We start from the raw sequence: 17559 nt of genomic DNA on the forward strand, positions 1-17559 counted from the left end.
GGGAGTAAGGAAACCAGCCCGATGATCACGCCGAACGTCCCGACGCTTCGCGATGTCGCGGCTGCTGCCGGCGTCGCGGTGTCGACAGTCTCCTACGCACTCAATGGCAAGGGCCGAGTCGACGGGACGACCCGGGCGCGCGTTCAAGAGGTGGCCGACCGCCTGGGTTACCGGGCAAATCGCTCGGCACAGAATCTTCGGACCGGCCGGACTGCCACCCTCGGACTGATGCTCCCCACTCGGGACGAGTTGTCATCGTCCGAGTACCTCAACTTCGACTGGTACGGCCGCGTGGCTACCGCCGCCACTCAGGCCGCGTTTCATGCGGATCACTCACTCCTGCTACTGCCGTCGATGAAAGACCCGAACGGGCTGCGGCGCATCGAGATGGACGGTGCTCTCGTCGTCGACCCGATGACGCACGACCCTCGCGTCGATGTATTGAACAAGCTCGGAATCCCTACTGTCGCAGTGGGCCCGGGAAGTCGCGAACAGTTCGGATGGACCATCTCACCGAATCTCTTCGCCACGACCGAAACGCTCCTGGACCACCTCACTGAGAAGGGCGCGACAGACATCCTCGTCCTCAATCCCGGAATGGATTCGGCGTGGAACCGCGCGACAACCATCGCTTACCGCGAGTGGTGCCGCACCCACAGCGTGACACCCAGAGCGATGGATGAACTTGCAACGTTCGAAGGTGTCGATACCGTCGAAAAACTCGTCGCCGCTGCGTATTCGACGACTCACGAAGCACTGACATCCGAGAATCCACCGGACGCGATCCTTTCGTTCATCCTCGGCTGCGCTCCTGCTGCTGCACGAGCGGCGCTCGATCTCGGTCTGTCAATTCCTGGAAGCATCTTGATCGCCCAGAACAGCGACGAACCCGCTCTACTGATCTCCGATCCCCCGATCACCGCCGTCGACTTCTTCCCCGAAGAACAGGCAGCATTGGCAGTGGATGCACTGCTAGCCCTGATCAACGGCGACGAACCGCGCAACCAGGGCCACACTCGGGGCGAACTTCGCGTCAGAGTCAGCACGGACCGAACCGTAGGCACCTGAAATTCACTTGTCGTAGATAGACTCCTATTTACGACAATCTCCCCAGCGTGACGAGAGGAATCCGGCCATCGCGCACCGCTCCGCCAACCGGCTGCTTCGGTATGTCGCGGTTGCGCTGGTCTGCTTGTTCACCCTGGTTATTTCCGTTTCCAGCGCGGCGGGCACCGATCGATCCGTAGCCCCCGTACGCATTTCCTATGCCGCCGACACGGACACGTTCGGGGATTTGTATCTACCCCCCGGCGACGGAGATTCACTACCAGTGGTTGTCCTCATTCACGGTGGCGGATGGGCCCAGAAAAGTAACCTCGACTACGCAGGCGCGTGGGCTCGATCGTTGACGCCCTACGGAATTGCCGTGTGGAACATCGAGTATCGGCGCGTGGGCGGGCACGGCGGATGGCCGACCACTCTCTCGGACACCGTCACGGCAACAAACGCCTTGGCCGACTCTGTGCAGGAAAAGGCTTCCGGAAGACTGGATCTGGGCCGCGTGCACGTAGCCGGCTACTCGGCGGGCGGCCAACTCGCCGCCTGGGCAGCGTCGCGACCTAGCCAAGGTATCGACGCGCCCGACCCTGCTCTCACAGTATCCATTCGATCAGCCACCGTTATGGCCGGTGTCTTCGACATGGAACTCGCGGCCACAGCCGGCAAGGATCGATTTGTTCGAAATCTTCTGGGCGGCATGCCGTCCGACTACCCGGATCGATACCGTGTTGCCTCGCCGATCGAACATCTTCCCATCGGCATCCCGGTCACAGCACTGCACGGGCAAGCTGACCGGGTGGTCTCGATCGAGCAGAGCCGACGCTATGCCGACGCCGCCCGCGCGGCCGGTGATCGCGTCGACCTGATCGAACTTCCCGGCGTCGGCCACGGCGAATTCACCAACACCGAATCCGCAGCCTGGGCTACCACCAAGCAAGCGATAATCGATCACGTAAATACCCCTTGAGCAGGTGAAACCACCTACTGTGAGCATGATCGCCCGGAAAAGGATTAGCTGAAACCGACACCATGACGTACGGTGGGGTTATCAGAGGGCAGCCGTCAGTCAGGCAGCCGGTCGCTTCGCCCGGAACGACAGTTCCAAAACTCGTTCCAGGGGCAAGACTTCCAGTTCGGTGCAAATCCGCGCCTTTGATCACTACGCACTTTCATCAGTCCCGCAGATTGTTGACCAGGCCGAAGACTCCGACGGAGTCCGCCGCCAATCGCGTACCGACTGCACCAGTATCAACATGCGCTACACACCGCACGGGTCCAAAACCCATGTGGTTCAAAGGAATACCTTGTACAACACCATGATTCACACCGACAACACGAACAACCAGACGAACAGTGTTCCGACAAACGGACTACGGATCCCGACCAATTCGGGCCGTCTCCGCGAACGGGCTCTCGAAATTGTCTGCACGCTCTACCGCTGCAGCACCGACGAAGCTGCTGACCTGCTGGTACGACATTCTCAGACCAACAACCTCAAGGTCACCAGCCTGATCAAGGCGCTTGTCGCCTTGATCGACGAAGACACGTCCGGCACCGGCTATGGCAACAACAATGCACTGGCGTCTCACTTCTGGCTTCGCGAGATCAGGAATCTCAGCCAGGCGCACCGACGCAGCGATCACTTTCATCGCCATCTCGTCGGCGCCTGACCTGCTCTGAACGACAACTGACCTGAAACGACAACTGGGGCAGTACACGGAAATCGTGTACTGCCCCAGCTTCGTGTTTGCAGTTGTCAGGCGGAAGCCGATTCCTTGTTCAGGCCCTGCCGCACACCGTCGGTGTCGGTCGCCTCGTCCACGTGCTGCGGAGCGAAGAGCAGGCAGACGATGCTCAGGATGCACATGCCGATCAGCAGTGCGATGACCGGCCAGATGCTGCCGGTTGCCTTGTACATCAGCGTCGACACCAGCGGAGACAACCCGCCGAAGATCGCGCCTGCACCCTGGTACGCCAACGAGATGCTCGTGTAGCGCGCCTGCGGCTTGAACATCTGCGACAGAACGGCGGCAATCGGACCATACGTGGCAGCGAGCACCAGTCGCATGACCGCAAACGTCAGGAAGATCAGGAAGACGGATCCGGACTTCAGCACCAAGAACTGCGGCGCGGCGAGTATCGCGACCGCAGCGAGACCCCAGATGACCACGCGGACGCGCCCCACCTTGTCGCCGAGCCACGCCACGCCCAGGGTCGCGATCAACTCGACCACCGCGGCGACACTGAGCGCGTTGAGAATCAGCGTCTCCGACAAGCCGACGTCGGGGTCGGTCGCGTATGCCGTGATGAAGGTCGTCACGAGGTAGTAGCCGCCGACTGCGACCGGCAGAATGCCGATGCCCAGGATGATCGGACGCCAGTTGGTCACCAGTGCGTACTTGAGCGGCAGCATCTCCGGGACGTCCGCGGACTTCACCTCGGACTCGAAGACCGGGGACTCCTCGACCTTGAGGCGAACCAACAAGCCGACGAGGATCAGCAGCGCCGAGCACAGGAACGGCAGACGCCAGGCCCACTCGCGCAGCGCGTCGTCGCCGAAGGTGGAGAGAATGCTGAAGAACCCGGTGGCCAGAAGGGCGCCGGCCGGGTTGCCCAGCTGAGCGAATCCGCCGTAGAAAGTCTTCTTGTCCTCGGGAGCATGCTCGACGGCCATCAGGACCGCGCCACCCCATTCACCGCCGACGGCGAAGCCTTGGACGAAGCGGAGCAGAACCAGCAGCAACGGCGCCCAGAACCCGATCGACGCGTAAGTGGGCAACATGCCGATGAGGAAGGTGCCTGCACCCATCAGCGTCAGTGTGACGACAAGTGCGGTGCGCCTGCCCATCTTGTCACCGACATGTCCGAACACGATTCCGCCGAGCGGGCGAGCGAAGAATCCGACGGCGTACGTCGCGAACGCCGCCGCAACGCCGGTCAGGCGATCGGTTCCGGGCGGGAAGAAGATGTCACCGAAGACCAGGGCGGCTGCCGTGGCATATACGTAGAAGTCGTACCACTCGATGGTTGTACCGACGAAGGCTGCAAATCCCGCCTTGCGGGCCTTCACGATCTGTTGCTCTCGGTTCATTACTTTTCCTCGGTGGTCGAAGTGCTCGACAATAGGTGGTTATGACCTGAATGTGCGAGTTCGCCGTCGATCCAGGTCTCCCGCACCTCGATCTGCGCAATCGCGTCGGCCGGAACCTCGAGGGGGTCCGCGCCCAGAATGACGAAGTCGGCCCGCTTGCCGACCGAGATGCTGCCAAGTTCTGCTTCACGGCCCAGCGCACGTGCACCGTTGAGCGTGTGAGCCTGCAGTGCCTGGTCGGCGGTGATGCGGAGTGCATCGGAGCCGAGCTGATGGCCTTGACGCGTCACACGAGTGACGGCTGCTTGAATTGCCTCGAGCGGCTTGGGCTCTGCGACCGGGGCGTCGGAGCTGATGGTCACGGGAACCTCGGCAGCGATGAACTCCCCGAGCGGGTTGAACCGCTCACCCGGAGTTCCGATCGCAGCGGTGACGCCCTCGCCCCAGTTGTAGTAGTGCTGCGGCTGGTTCACCGGGTACACACCGGCCAGGTTCATCCGGGCGATCTGCTCGGCCGTCGGGAGCCCGCAGTGCTCGATGCGGTGACGCGCGTCGGCGTCGGGGTGAGCCTTCTGCGCAGCTTCGATGGCGTCGAGCACCATGTCGATGGCCGTCGGTGACTGAGCGTGCGTGGCAGTCTGCAGACCCACGGAGTGTGCCTTGGCAATGAGCTCCGAGTAGTCCGCCGGCTCATGGTAGAGCTGCCCGGTGCGGCACGGGTCGCCCACGTAGCCGTCGGGGAAGTATGCGGTCCAGCCGCCGAGAGTGCCGTCGGCGTAGAACTTGATGCCGCCGAACGCGAGCCGCGAATTGCCGAAGGCGCCATGCATTCCCGTGTCGATGACGTGATCGAGGAGATGACTGAGCATGTACATGCTGACGCGGGTCTTGAGCTGATCCTGCTCGGCCAGACGCAGGTACATGTCGAATTCACGACGCGTCACCTGGCAGTCGCCGATGGTGGTGACGCCGCCGGCCAGGAACTTGTCCTGAGCGACCGACAGCTGGCGAAGGTGCTCTTCCGGCTCGTCCTCGAGATGGAAGTTGGGTCCGTGATGGCCGACCTTCACACCGTTGACACCGGTGAGGATGTTGCACGCGGCGTCGGACAGCTCGCCCGTCAACTCGCCGTCTGCATCTCGGAAGAACTCGCCACCGGCCGGGTTCTCAGTGCTCGCATCGATGCCGTGCTTGTCGAAAGTGAAGGAGTTGACGACGCCGCCGTGACCGCTCGCGTTCATGAGGTAGACCTCGCGATCGGTGGCCACCTGATCGAGCTCTTCCTTGAGCGGATGGCGCCCTTCGATCAGGTTGCGGTGCTCATAGCCGTATCCGCGAATCGGGACACCCGCAGGAGCTGTGAGTGCCGCTTCCTGAAGCAGGGCAATGATTCCGGGAATCGAGTGCGCCTTCTCCGGTCCGCAGTCCACCCAGCTGAGCATCTGTCCGTACATCAACGGGTGTGCGTGCGGATCGACGAATCCGGGGACGACGGTGGCGCCGTCGAGTTCGACCACCGCGGTCGTGCGAGTGCTCAGGCGTCGCGCCTCCGTGCGGCATTCCTCGAGTGTCCCCACCGCGGCAAAGCGGTTTCCGAACACCAGGAACGCTTCGGCTCCCGCCGTGCTGTCGTCAACGGTGTGGATCTTGGCGCCGGTGAAGATCGTGGCGGTGGCGTCGAGCGGCGAGGCTTCGTGCGTGTGCAACTTGCGCATGGTGGTCCTTCGTCGAGATGGTGGTGCAGGTCACTGCGTGTTGAGCGAAAACTACGCCCTGACCTGGAGCTATGCAATGCATCAAAGTTTCAGACCAGGTGGTACACAACTTTTTTGTACAAGTTTTCGTGCATTTCTGCACTTATCCACATCATCTATGCCCACATGCGACTGTTCTAATAGGAAGCTCATACAGAAAAATCTCTGGAAAAGTTGGGGCATCCATGACGGTCGATCTCGATTCCAAGCTCATAGCTGCTCTTCAACGCAATGGGCGAGCGACGTACCGCGAACTGTCCGTGGCGGTCGATGCCCCACGCGCGGCAGTGTCCACCAGGGTGCAGGCACTACTCGACTCGGGAACGGTGTCCGTGGTTGCCGTCGCACACCCCGAACTTTTCGGCCTGAAGGCACTCGCACACGTGTCGATCGCCGTGTCCGGACCGATGACCCCGGTACTGGACGCGTTGATCGAATCCGAGGCTGCCGTGTACATCTCGGCAGTCAGCGGGCAGTACAACGTGATCGCGGAACTTCGGGTGCCCAGCCACGACGATCTGTACCGCGCCATCGCCGAACTCCGCTCACAGCGTGGCGTCAGATCCGTGAGCACGCTGGTCTACGTCGACGTCATCAAGGGAATCTTCATGCCCGAGACCGCTTTACAAGCCGACATCCGACTCGATTCGACGGACGTCGCCTTGATCGAACTGCTCGAGCGCAACGGTCGCATGCCATTTCTCGAGCTGGCCGAACACACCGGCCTGTCGCCGAGCGCTGTGCGCAATCGCGTCAATCATCTGATCTCGAGCACGGCACTGCGCGTCGGTGCCGTCGTCAAGCGGCGAGGTGGTGGCCGGACGCTGGCGATGGGCATCGGCGTCAATCTGGGCTCACGGGATGACAACGCGGTATCGGAGATCGAGTCGCTCCCGGGAATCGAATTCCTCGCGCGGACTCTGGGACGGTACGACGTGATCGCTACGGTCGCCGCCAACTCGTCCAACGACCTCCATGCCTTGTCCGAGCGAATCCGGGGCATCGACGGTGTCAGCGGCTTGGAATCGTGGGCGCATCTCGAGGTTTTCAAGGAGCACTACGCCCGCAGCCTGGACGTACGCGGATAGTTCACAAGTCATTGACCCACTCGTGAGCGCACGCTAACCTCGGACAAAGTCATTGACCCACTTACCCGAGGTGGCACACATGTCCGATTCCGGACGCAAGGTAGACATCGTCGCCGCGGCGATCGAGGAGGCGATATCGACCGGTCGATGGCCCGTCGGATCAAAACTCCCGCCGGAGACCGCACTGGTCGAGGAATTGGGAGTCGCCCGAAACACCATGCGCGAAGCGGTACGGGCGCTCGCACACGCCGGAGTTCTGTCCGTTCGTCATGGTGGCGGCGTCTACGTCCTGGCGGCGTCGCCGGTGGAAGGATTACTCGGGCGCAGGCTCGCCAGAGGTGACGTTCTCGACGTACTGCGCTTGCGACGCGGACTCGAGGTCGAAGCCGCGCGACTTGCAGCGCAGCGCCATACCCCCGAAGATCTCGCGCGGATACATGCAGCCTGGAATGCCCACCCCGGTCACGTCGGCGGCTTCACTGTCGAAGCCGGCATGGCCCTGCACCTTTCGATCGTCGAGGCGTCCCACAATTCCGCACTGATCGACGTCTACCGGGGAGTCCTTGCCGCCGTGACGGATTCGCTGTCCGCAGTCAGTGTCGGTCCAGGTTTCCACGTCGACGAGCACCGACCCTTGATCGCGGCCATCGAGAAACGCAACCCCGACGAAGCAGCGCGCGCGGCGGGCGCAGCGCTCGATACGGTCATCGACGCAGTCGAAAGGAGTTTGTCGTGAAACAGGGAAACTGGAATGGTACGACGTATTCGCCTCTTGCCGAGCAACTCTCACCGGCATCGACGGAGGCACTGCGCTCGATCGGGCATGTGAGCACGGTGTACGACGTCTGCGCCGGAACCGGGAACTTTGCGCTCCCGGCGGCTCAGTCAGGCATGACGGTCCACGCACTCGACCTCTCCGCCAGCCAGCTCGAGGTCGCACGCGAACGCTGGATTCCCCACCCCGGCACTACCCAACCCACCTTCACGATCGGCGATGCGCAGTCTTTACCCTGGCCGAATTCGAGTGCCGACGCCTGCGTCAGCATCTTCGGGATCATCTTCTGCCCCGACCCCTCGATTGCCCTCGCAGAGATGATGCGGGTGACCCGGCCAGGCGGAAAGATCTGCGTCGCAACGTGGTCGGCGAACGGGTGGGCAGCAGCACTTCGCACCGAGGCAGCTTCTGCGTGGGACGGCATCGCACCACTGCCGACGACGTGGTCGAGCTCGAGCGAATTCGAGAAGGCGGCAGCCGGATTGGAGTCGGTGAGCTCGGCCTCCCACCTGCTCGAGTGGGAACTACCAGCCGGATCGGATCCCGTCGAGGAACTGTGCGACCAGGCACCGGCGTTGAAGAACTTTCGCGAGGCCGTTCGAAGCACAGGGAATTGGGCTTCGATGTCAGCGCACCTCCGCTCGACGCTCGCGCCCTATCTCAGGTCGAGCGCGGCCGGCCCCGTCGCCACCAGCGAATACATCCTCCACATTGGCACTGTCCCGAACTCTGACACCGCGCTCTTCCGAACGCGCGGGTAACCCTCTTTGCCGGATACGGTCTCTTCACCGTCCACCGACTCCAAGAGGCCCACTCGATGTCTGAATCGATCTCCCTGCCTGAATCCAAGCAAGCACCGCAGCATACGGCAAAACAAACCCTGTCCATGACCGTCCTCATGACGCCGGACATGTCCAACTTCTCGGGCAACGTGCACGGCGGAACGATTCTGAAGTTTCTCGACCAGGTTGCATACGCGTGCGCGAGTCGATACGCCCAGACGTACGTCGTGACCCTGTCCGTGGATCGTGTGGTGTTCCGCGAACCGGTGCATGTCGGAGAACTCGTCACGTTCAGCGCTTCCGTCAATTACACCGGGCGCACGTCGATGGAAATCGGAATACGAGTCGAAACCGAAGACATTCTTCTCGGAAAATCTCGACACACCAATAGTTGCTATTTCACGATGGTGGCAATGGGCAGCGACGGAAAACCAGCTGAAGTACCCCAACTCCGACCAACCGGAACAATTGCGAGGCAACGATTCGAGGCGGGCCGTAGGCGCCGTGAGCTGCGCAGAGAGAACGAACTTCGTGAACGGTCCATACGAGCCGCAGTTCGGGACCTAACGCCCGAACATGACGACTGAGCTTCTCGACAACCGTCACCGACCCCGTAGGTAACGGGTTCGCACTCATCGGCGACGCTGGTGAAGACGACAACACACGGCCCCGATTTACAGCGGAACGTAACCGCTACTTTGACTCAATACCGCAGTGCCAGAGCGGGTATGACGATCCACATCGACTACATGGGCGGGTACGCGGGCGGCCGAAAGCACACCGTCTTCTCATTTCCGCGGCCACCCACGACAACGGCGAAGCCCAAAAAAACATCTCGGGCATCGCCTGCGTCGTAAATCTGTGGCCGGGACGTAATCTGCACGGCGTTTCTTCGGCGGCACCAAGGGGGAACCCTCCGATCACCACCGAGCCGGAGGAGCGAGCATGCGTGCACACACCGCCATTCCGAGCGAATCCACTTGTCAAAGGTACGTAGTCGCGGTCGCCGCCTCCGCCTTTGCCGAATCGGTCATCTGGTTCGACGGTCCGGCGTTCGACGCGGTACTTGTGCTTGGCAACGAGATTCCGCAGCACAGCGGCCACCGCGCCGTACTCGCGTGGAACCACTACTTCGGGTGGGCGCTCGGTGTGGAGGACATGCCGGATGCGTCGTTCACCGTCGTCGAGTGCCTCGGCATCGGGAGAATGCCCGATCCGGACCTGTGCGCCGACCGCGTTGTCGAGTTGATTGCCCAGGCGAGTAGTTAACGAACTCGTCGCGCGGTACTAATTCCAGCGGGCATAAGATCGAGCGCGAGTTTCGCACGCCCGACGAAAGAGAGCCCGACATGGACCCGCTGAGTAGGCCTGCCGGTCAGTTGGCTCTCGAAAACGAACCGGACGGCAGGGCGACCCTGCGCGCGCGTCAAACCCCTCGCAGTGAGCGGCGCAAGATCGGAAAGAGTCTACGTAAACGAGTGGCACGGTCGTCACTTGGCGATTGGACGCCACCACCGAACCGACGTGACCCGGTCGATCAGGTCAACACTGCCCACGAGGGAAGACTCGACTGGTTGGTACCGATTCGGGTGGGGCGCATGGTCGCTTCCCCGTACGGATTCCTCCGCGGGACTGCCGGACTGATGGCCGAGGACATGGCGGCGCTCCCGGCCACCGGTATCACGCCGGTCATCTGCGGTGACGCCCACGTCGGCAACTTCGGGTTCTACGGATCGCCGGAACGCGAACTTGTCATAGACCTCAACGATTTCGACGAAGCACATCCAGGCCCGTGGGAATGGGACCTGCGTAGGTTGGCTGCGAGCATCTGGGTGGCCGGTCGACAAAACGGCCTCACCGAATCTCAATGCGAAACAGCGACGACCTCGTGTGTGTCCGCGTATCGCCTCCACCTGGGAAAGCTGTCCGAGCGGCCACTCTTCGATCGTTCTTTCGACCGAGTCGATTTCGACGGACTGACCGACCACGTCACCGATCCAGGCTTGCTCGCCGAGATCCAACGCGCAGCGGAACGCGCCCGCCGACGTACCAGCGATCACGCGGTTCCCCGATTCACCGTCGAGGATCACGGACGACGACAACTACTCGAGAACCCGCCGCTCACAACACGACTCACCCCACAGGACACCGACTTCCTCTTGGAAGGTCTCGACGAATATCTCGAAACCCTTGCACCGCACTGGCGTCGAGTGGTCTCGGGATACAACGTCATCGACGTGGCGCACCGGGTCGTCGGCGTCGGAAGTGTCGCCCTACGAGCCTATGTCGCCCTGTGTGAAGGGAGCATCCCGGACGACGTCATATTCCTGCAGCTCAAACAGGCTCGCCGATCCGTTGTTGCGCCGTTCGTGCACGGCGACTCGGCCTGGCACGATCACCAAGGACGACGTGTCGCGGAATACCAGCAGGCCCTCCAGACAGTCAGCGATCCACTGCTCGGTTGGTGCACCGTCGACGACCGCCAGTACTACGTCCGCCAGTTCCGGAACATGAAAGGTTCAGTGGACCTGAACAATATCGACGCAGCAGCGCTGACCGACTATGTCGCGATCTGCGGTCGCCTACTGGCGAAGGGACACGCCCGAACCAGTGGCGCGTCACTGATTTCCGGCTATCTGGGAACCTCGGACACGGTCGATACTGCCCTCACCCGATTCGCTCGGCTCTACGCCGATCAAACCGAACGTGACCACGACGCTCTGTGCCGGGCGGTATCCGCCGGTACGATCGCCGCGGAGCCGGGAATCTGATCCCTCACGTCCGACTCACTGCAGTTTGACGCCGGATCACGCGACTTGATCGAATGAACCATGACTTCGTCGTACATCGACCTACGCTCGGACACCGTCACCAAACCTGACGCAGAGATGCGAAGGGCAATGGCCGACGCAGAGGTCGGTGACGACGTCCTCGATCACGACCCGACCATGGCGGCGCTCGAGGAAAAAGTGGCACACACTCTCGGTTTTCCGGCGGCTCTGTGGGTACCGAGCGGATCGATGGGCAACCTGATTGCGCTGATGCTGCACCTCCGCCGTGGTGATCAGTTCCTGGCACCGGAGCACTCCCACGTCCTGGGGTCCGAGTTGGGCACCGCTGCCTGGCTCGCCCAGGGCATGCCGGTGGCGCTGCCGCACGACGGAGGGCCCGGACGGCCCAGGCCCGAGACGGTTCTGAAGGCCGCAGGCTCCCCCGGTCCGTATTTCACGTTGAACACCACGTTGCTCTGTCTCGAGAACACCCACAACTTCGCCGGCGGCGCCGTCATGAATCCGGCCGAATGGGCGGCGCTGGTCGAGGCAGCCCGATCACGCGGCTTGAAGATTCACCTCGACGGTGCACGCCTCTGGAATGCCGCTGCTGCACTGGATGTTTCGCCCACCGAACTGACTTCCGGCGCCGACACCGTCCAGGTATGCCTGAGCAAGGGACTGGGCGCGCCGGTCGGCTCGATACTGGCCGCGTCACCCGAACTGATCACCGAGGCCCGAAGGATCCGCAAGATGCTCGGCGGCGGCGTTCGTCAGGGCGGCGTGCTTGCCGCGGCCGGCATCGTGGCCTTGCGCTCGCAGGCCCGACTGTCCGACGATCACGACAATGCGCAGCGCCTCGCGTCGGGGCTTCGTGAGCGCGGTTGGGCTGTCGACGAACCCGCCACCAACATCGTTCTCGCCGCCACAGCCGATCCATCGGCCACCGTTGCTCAGCTCGCCGCTGTCGACGTCGGTGCCGTCACCGTCGCCGGGAAGGTTCGGTTCGTGACACATCGAGACGTGAGCACTGCCGACATCGACGAGGTTCTGTCCCGACTAACCGCCTGAGCTACACCATCAGCGGTTGAACCTCCTGCGCGACAAGGCGAATAAACTCACGGACGTCCGGCTCGTCAACGGTCGGTTGGAGTACCACGGTGGTTGCACCCGCGTCCACCCATCGCACTGCTGCGGCCGCAACGTCGGCCGCGGTCCCCACGGCAACCGCATCCACCGGCGACTCGCTACCGGACGCTGCGGCCTCGGCCAGTGCGCGCTCACGACCGCCTGAACCGAAGGCACAGATGACGTAGACGACCACCTCGTGATCTTGCGCTCCGATGTGTTGGATCGCCCGGCGCACGCCGTCCGGGGTGGTCCCTCCCGACAACACCGTGCCCTGCGCCAACTCACCACTGAGCGCCAAAGTCTTTGGCCCCGTAGCACCGACAAGCAACTGAGGCACCTCCTCCGGCGGCCATGCCAGCGTGACGTCCTCGAGATTCACGTACCTACCGGATACCGTCACCGACTCGCCACGTAGTAGCCGCTCGACCGCTCTGAACTGCTCACGCAGGAGGGTCAACGGCGATTCGGCCTTGGCGCCGATCTGTCGCATCCAACTCTGAACGCCGTGACCGAAGCCAACCCGCAGTCGATCCGGATGGATTCTGCCCAGCGCCGAAATCTCCATCGCCGTGATCGCGGTGTTGCGCATCGGCGTCGGCAGCACACCGATCGCCACTCTCATCCGCGCGGTTGCGGCCAATACAGTTGCAGCAGTAGCTATTCCTCCACCGAAGAAGCAGTCCTCCCACAACCAGACCTCGTCGATACCGACTTCGTCGGCATATTTGGCAAGCTGGATCAGATCCTCCGGCGACTGCTCCGGACGAAGGACCACGGCAATCCGGGCCCCACTCATGTCGTCACCAGAAACGCAGCGATCTCGTCAGCCGTTCGGCGGCCCTGTTCGCGACCGAGTTCAGCTGCCGGACGCCGGGTGGCCGGCGAGAGGGAGTTCGTTCCGATCGCCTCGACGACGGCGTCGTCGGCGAAGATCGGCAGTACCCGTGACTGCGTCATCGCGTCGATTTCCTCTCGCAGACTGCCGCCCAAAAGATTCGGGGCGGGATCGGCTGCGGGTGAAAGAACCACGACCACATCACAGTCGGCAGCCAAATGAACATTCGAGCCACTTGCCATTCCGCCATCCATGTATCGGCGCCCGTCGATCGTGACCACCGGCCACACACCGGGGACGGCGCAACTCGCTCCGACTGCGTCGATCAGGTCTACGCCGGCCGACTTGCCGAACACCCTCAACTCACCGGTCTCGGCGTTGATTGCCGGGATGCGCAACTCCCGGTCGGGCCACGCCCGATTGCGCAGCCTCGCCTCGATGACCGCACGACGCACGGCGGGTTCGACGGTGTCGGCGGCCATCGCTGCCTCGCCGAGTGCACGAAGTTGTTCGGATCGATCCGCGGAACCTGCGATCGCGTCGACGAACATCTGACCGAGCACCTCGACATCGACCTTCGGATCGATCTCCCCCGTCGCCTCCGCTGTTTGTGCGTCGAAAAGTTCCTGCAGTGTCGCACCGCCCGCGATCTGAGCGGTCACGGTGGAGCCTGCAGAAGTACCGATCAACACGTCCGCTGCCAGCAGCGCTGCGGCAGCGTCCTCCGAATTGTCCTGAACGCCCAGTAGAAAACCGGTTTCCCAGGCGATTCCCGCAACGCCGCCACCGGCCAGTACCAACCCCAGTTTCACGCCGTCCACCTCTCGTCGATCACGACCCGTGCCCGAACTCGACGTTAGACCTACTCTGAAGTGATGTTCATGCGCAGCGCAAAGACATTTGTTCCCGACGCACTTCGCGGGTTGATCGCATCCACTGGCGACATCGCGTGGAATCCCGACCCCGGATACCTCACACGGGCACAACCGCTGCCCAATGGACAGGTCGCGATCGTCTCCGGCGGCGGATCCGGACACGAACCGATGCACGCCGGGTTCCTCGGCGCAGGCATGCTGACCGCAGTCTGCCCCGGCTTGGTCTTCACCTCACCCAATGCTCTGCAAATTCACGAGGCGTGCAAAGCCGTCGACGCCGGCGGCGGTGTCCTCCACATCGTGAAGAACTACACCGGCGACGTCATGAACTTCGGTATCGCACGAGAGTTGCTGCGGGAAGACCACATCGATACCGATGTGGTCCTCGTCGAGGACGATGTGGCAACCGAACGAGCTGACGGCGACGGACCAGGACGCCGAGGTACGGCAGCCACCGTCGTCGTGGAAAAGGTTTGCGGTGCCGCAGCCGAGCGCGGCGAGTCTTTGGCAGAGGTTGTCCGGATCGGTCGCCTTGTCGCACAATCGGCACGCAGCATGGCCGTCGCGCTTGCGCCGTGCACGCTCCCCGGCGCAACGGAACCTTCGTTCGATCTACCCGCGGGCCAGATGGAACTGGGCATCGGCATCCACGGCGAGCGAGGACGCGAACGGATCGACGCGTTGCCTGCTCCCGAACTGGTGCGCCGACTGACCGATCCGATCATCGACTCACTCGAACTGGCAGAGGGAGATCGTGTTATCGCGCTGGTCAACGGATTAGGTGCAACACATCCCCTGGAACTGCAGTTGCTGTTCGCGGAACTCGGAGAATATCTAGGCGAGAAGGGAATTCACATCGAACGCCCCCTCGTCGGAACATTTGTGACGGCGATGAACATGGCAGGCGCATCCATCACCTTGGTACGCGTCGACGATCAGATCCTCGAACTGTGGGACGCCCCGAGCGCCGCGCCGGCCTGGCCGAATTCGCCGGCACGAAGTTACTCGGCTGTGGGTCCGCGGGAATCGTTCGGCCCTTCGTACACTGCACCGACAACCCCGACTTCCGACGGAAACATCGGGGCATGGGTAGCCGATTGGGCACAGAAGGTACTCGACGAGGAACCCGCCCTCACCGATCTCGATCGACGGGCGGGCGACGGCGATTTCGGTACCAACATGGTGGCCGCACTGGAACAATTGGATTTGACCGAGATGCGCAATACCTATTCCGCATCAACAACATTCGATGCCATCTCGCAAGCCTATCTCGGCCATGCGGGTGGAACGTCCGGAGCACTGTTCGGCATCTGGTTCCGTCATTTCTTCCGGGTAGCCCGAGAGGGCACACTGGATCTCGCGACCATTGCCGCTGCGGCACGGGCAGGTCTGGACAACATCACCGCACTGGGGGGAGCACGCCCCGGAGACAAGACCATGGTGGATGCGATTGCCCCCGCAGTGGACGCTCTCGAGGAAGGAGTTCGACTCGACGGCGTACGCGCGGACGTGTTGCAACGAACCTCGGAAGCCGCTCGCGCCGGAGCCGAGTCGACGGAAGTCATGGTCGCCAGCCGGGGCCGCGCAAGCTATGTCGGCGAGGCTGCTCGCGGCGTCGTCGACCCGGGCGCACTCGTTATCGCATGGTTCTTCGAGTGTGCAGTGGGTCACTAACACGGTGCCCCGGCGATATGACTAGCCTGACATCACACAACCTCGATTGCGGCCGGTCTGGAAAGCACAGGATCGCATGACACCCAGGAGTAGCCCATGCTGAGCACGATGCAAGACGCCCCACTCTCCATTGCTCAAATCCTGCGGCACGGAGCCTCCGTCCACGGTGACGCCGAGGTTGTGACCTGGACCGAAAGTGGTCCGCGCCGTACGTCGTATGCCGAGGTGGGACGTCGCTGCGCTCAGCTGGCACACGCACTGCGCGGACTGGGCGTCGACGGGGATCAGCGAGTGGCCACGTTCATGTGGAACAACTCGGAGCACCTCGAGGCGTACCTCGGCATTCCTGCGATGGGCGCTGTCCTGCACACCCTCAACATCCGATTGTTCCCCGAGCAGCTGATCCACGTTGCCAATCACGCCGAGGATCACGTGATCATCGTGGATCCGTCGCTGATCCCGTTGCTCGCACCCCAACTGCCTTCGCTCACGACCGTCAAGCACATCATCGTGACGGGCTCTTCCGCCGCCGGCCTCGAAGCGCCCGCCGGTGTTGAGGTACACACGTACGAAGGCCTGATCGCGGAGCAGCCGACAGAGTTCGACTGGCCCGAACTGGACGAGCGCAGCGCTGCCGCGATGTGTTACACCTCCGGCACCACAGGCGACCCCAAAGGTGTTGTGTATTCCCATCGTTCGATCTACCTGCACTCGATGCAGGTCTGCATGAGCGACGGACCCAACCTCAAGCAGGGCGACCGCGCACTTGCCGTCGTTCCGCAGTTCCATGCGATGTCGTGGGGACTTCCCTACGCCGCGTTCATGATCGGCGCTTCGCTGATCATGCCCGATCGCTTCCTCCAGCCGGCTCCGTTGGCCGCGATCATCGCCAGCGAGAAGCCGACGTTCGCCGCCGCGGTCCCCACGATCTGGCAGGGTCTGCACCTCTACCTCGAACAGAATCCTCAGGACATCTCGTCTATGCGTGAGGTTCTGATCGGCGGCTCGGCAGTTCCGCCGGCACTGATGCACGCGTTCGAAGACGATCACAACGTCAGCGTCCTGCATGCGTGGGGCATGACCGAAACCTCGCCACTCGGCTCCGTGGCTCGCCCGCCGCTCGGTATCACGGGTGACGAGATGTGGAAGTACCGATACTCGCAGGGCCGCTTCCCCGCATCCGTCGAAGCACGCCTCATCGACGATGACGGCAAAACTGTTGCCCACGACGGCGTCTCCGTTGGCGAGCTCGAAGTGCGCGGCCCCTGGATTACGGCGTCGTATTACGGTGTCGAGGCAGCAGACAAGTTCAACGACGGCTGGCTCAAGACCGGCGACGTCGGATCCATCACTGCCGACGGCTTCCTCAGCCTCTCGGACCGTTCCAAGGACATCATCAAGTCGGGCGGCGAGTGGATTTCGTCGGTCGACCTCGAGAACGCAGTCATGGGTCATCCCGATGTCACGGAAGCAGCTGTAATCGGCATTCCCGACGAGAAGTGGGATGAGCGACCGCTGGTGGCGGTAGTCCTGCGCGCGGATTCGGCAACAACGATGGCCGAACTGCAAGAGTTCCTCTCGGACAAGATCGCAAAGTGGCAGCTTCCCGAGAACTGGGCTGTGGTGCAGGAAGTTCCGAAGACGAGTGTCGGCAAGTTCGACAAGAAGCGTCTGCGGGCCGACTACCACGACGGCGGACTCAACGTCACGCGGCTCTGACACAG

16 protein-coding genes are annotated in these 17559 nt (G+C 62.6%); 12 read left to right on the plus strand and 4 right to left on the minus strand.

Going from position 1 to position 17559, the window contains the following annotated elements:
• Positions 1–21 precede the first annotated feature (21 nt).
• From EEB13_RS29050 to EEB13_RS29060, 3 genes are all read left to right on the plus strand, one after another.
• Positions 22–1068 (plus strand): LacI family DNA-binding transcriptional regulator, encoded by a 1047-nt coding sequence (locus tag EEB13_RS29050; protein WP_141486848.1) that lies wholly within the window; start codon positions 22–24, stop codon positions 1066–1068.
• Between the two features lie 124 nt (positions 1069–1192).
• Positions 1193–2026, plus strand: a complete 834-nt coding sequence (locus EEB13_RS29055; RefSeq protein WP_261984673.1) for an alpha/beta hydrolase family protein — start codon at positions 1193–1195, stop codon at positions 2024–2026.
• A gap of 337 nt (positions 2027–2363) precedes the next feature.
• The gene (locus EEB13_RS29060; protein ID WP_095888045.1) at positions 2364–2729 is read left to right on the plus strand and encodes an ANTAR domain-containing protein; all 366 of its coding nucleotides are present in this window, start codon (positions 2364–2366) and stop codon (positions 2727–2729) included.
• Between the two features lie 86 nt (positions 2730–2815).
• On the opposite strand, the gene EEB13_RS29065 is transcribed toward EEB13_RS29060, so the two are convergent.
• Together EEB13_RS29065 and EEB13_RS29070 are read right to left on the minus strand one after the other, a co-directional pair.
• A complete protein-coding gene (locus EEB13_RS29065) occupies positions 2816–4150 on the minus strand; it encodes an MFS transporter (protein ID WP_045065567.1) in 1335 nt (444 codons plus the stop codon).
• A complete protein-coding gene (locus EEB13_RS29070) occupies positions 4150–5865 on the minus strand; it encodes an amidohydrolase (RefSeq protein ID WP_029256542.1) in 1716 nt (571 codons plus the stop codon). The genes EEB13_RS29065 and EEB13_RS29070 overlap by 1 nt, the downstream gene beginning before the upstream one ends.
• A 224-nt stretch (positions 5866–6089) precedes the next feature.
• Between EEB13_RS29070 and EEB13_RS29075 the strand changes: the two genes are divergently transcribed.
• From EEB13_RS29075 to EEB13_RS29110, 7 genes are all read left to right on the plus strand, one after another.
• Positions 6090–6992: an Lrp/AsnC family transcriptional regulator gene (locus EEB13_RS29075; RefSeq protein ID WP_141486850.1), complete on the plus strand. Its 903-nt coding sequence runs from the start codon at positions 6090–6092 to the stop codon at positions 6990–6992.
• A 79-nt stretch (positions 6993–7071) separates the two neighbouring features.
• Entirely contained in the window at positions 7072–7728 is a 657-nt protein-coding gene (locus tag EEB13_RS29080) for a FadR/GntR family transcriptional regulator (RefSeq protein WP_116102519.1), read from the plus strand.
• On the plus strand, positions 7725–8528 hold the full coding sequence (locus EEB13_RS29085; RefSeq protein WP_116102517.1) for a class I SAM-dependent methyltransferase: 804 nt from the start codon (positions 7725–7727) through the stop codon (positions 8526–8528). The genes EEB13_RS29080 and EEB13_RS29085 overlap by 4 nt, the downstream gene beginning before the upstream one ends.
• A 125-nt stretch (positions 8529–8653) precedes the next feature.
• On the plus strand, positions 8654–9136 hold the full coding sequence (locus tag EEB13_RS29090; protein ID WP_033233880.1) for a hotdog domain-containing protein: 483 nt from the start codon (positions 8654–8656) through the stop codon (positions 9134–9136).
• A 358-nt stretch (positions 9137–9494) separates the two neighbouring features.
• Positions 9495–9818: a DUF6292 family protein gene (locus tag EEB13_RS29100; RefSeq protein ID WP_033233691.1), complete on the plus strand. Its 324-nt coding sequence runs from the start codon at positions 9495–9497 to the stop codon at positions 9816–9818.
• A gap of 80 nt (positions 9819–9898) precedes the next feature.
• The gene (locus EEB13_RS29105; RefSeq protein ID WP_033233692.1) at positions 9899–11320 is read left to right on the plus strand and encodes a DUF2252 domain-containing protein; all 1422 of its coding nucleotides are present in this window, start codon (positions 9899–9901) and stop codon (positions 11318–11320) included.
• Between the two features lie 60 nt (positions 11321–11380).
• The gene (locus EEB13_RS29110) at positions 11381–12391 is read left to right on the plus strand and encodes a threonine aldolase family protein (protein ID WP_141486851.1); all 1011 of its coding nucleotides are present in this window, start codon (positions 11381–11383) and stop codon (positions 12389–12391) included.
• A 1-nt stretch (position 12392) separates the two neighbouring features.
• On the opposite strand, the gene EEB13_RS29115 is transcribed toward EEB13_RS29110, so the two are convergent.
• Both EEB13_RS29115 and EEB13_RS29120 read right to left on the minus strand, forming a co-directional pair.
• The gene (locus EEB13_RS29115) at positions 12393–13247 is read right to left on the minus strand and encodes an LLM class flavin-dependent oxidoreductase (protein ID WP_141486852.1); all 855 of its coding nucleotides are present in this window, start codon (positions 13245–13247) and stop codon (positions 12393–12395) included.
• Entirely contained in the window at positions 13244–14107 is an 864-nt protein-coding gene (locus EEB13_RS29120; RefSeq protein ID WP_141486853.1) for a patatin-like phospholipase family protein, read from the minus strand. Before EEB13_RS29120 ends, EEB13_RS29115 begins: the two co-directional genes overlap by 4 nt.
• A 54-nt stretch (positions 14108–14161) precedes the next feature.
• Between EEB13_RS29120 and EEB13_RS29125 the strand changes: the two genes are divergently transcribed.
• The gene (locus EEB13_RS29125) at positions 14162–15835 is read left to right on the plus strand and encodes a dihydroxyacetone kinase family protein (RefSeq protein WP_187328640.1); all 1674 of its coding nucleotides are present in this window, start codon (positions 14162–14164) and stop codon (positions 15833–15835) included.
• A gap of 96 nt (positions 15836–15931) precedes the next feature.
• Positions 15932–17554 (plus strand): long-chain fatty acid--CoA ligase, encoded by a 1623-nt coding sequence (locus EEB13_RS29130; RefSeq protein WP_033233697.1) that lies wholly within the window; start codon positions 15932–15934, stop codon positions 17552–17554.
• The last annotated feature ends 5 nt before the right edge of the window (positions 17555–17559 follow it).

It is taken from the genome of Rhodococcus sp. WS3, from assembly GCF_003797085.1.
GTDB classification, from domain to species: domain Bacteria; phylum Actinomycetota; class Actinomycetes; order Mycobacteriales; family Mycobacteriaceae; genus Rhodococcus_F; species Rhodococcus_F globerula.